The 402-nt window shown below is 60.0% G+C and carries 1 pseudogene; it reads left to right on the top strand.

Annotation, left to right across the window (positions count from 1 at the left end):
* Positions 1-12 precede the first annotated feature (12 nt).
* Positions 13-402 (top strand): annotated as a pseudogene (locus tag CR105_RS27585) (IS6 family transposase); the annotation flags it as partial.

The following is a 402-nucleotide window of genomic DNA, read 5'->3' as shown; positions in this document are numbered from 1 at the left end:
GGACGACTCGACATGCTCAACTTCAAAGGGATGCGCTTTCCGATCGATGTGATCCTGGTCTGCATCCGCTGGTATGCGGCCTACCCGCTGAGCTACCGGCACCTCGAGGAGATGATGGAAGAGCGCGGCGTGTCGGTCGACCATTCGTCGATCAACCGTTGGGCGATTCGTTTCCTGCCGCTCATCGAGAAGATGGCCCGGAAACACAAGCGTCCGGTCGGCGGCAGCTGGCGTATGGATGAGACGTACATCAAGGTCAAGGGCGTCTGGAAATACCTCTACCGCCCTGTCGACAAGCAAGAGCGTCGACTTCCTGCTGACAGCGAAGCGCGACATGGCTGCGGCGAAGCGCTTCTTCGACAAGGCCATGGGAGCGAACGGCGATCCGGACAAGGTCGCGAT

Origin of the sequence: Massilia eurypsychrophila, assembly GCF_002760655.1 — a bacterium.
GTDB lineage: Bacteria > Pseudomonadota > Gammaproteobacteria > Burkholderiales > Burkholderiaceae_D > JAFCUW01.
Note: the sequence above shows the minus strand (reverse complement) of the source record. Positions and strands in the feature narration are given on the sequence as shown.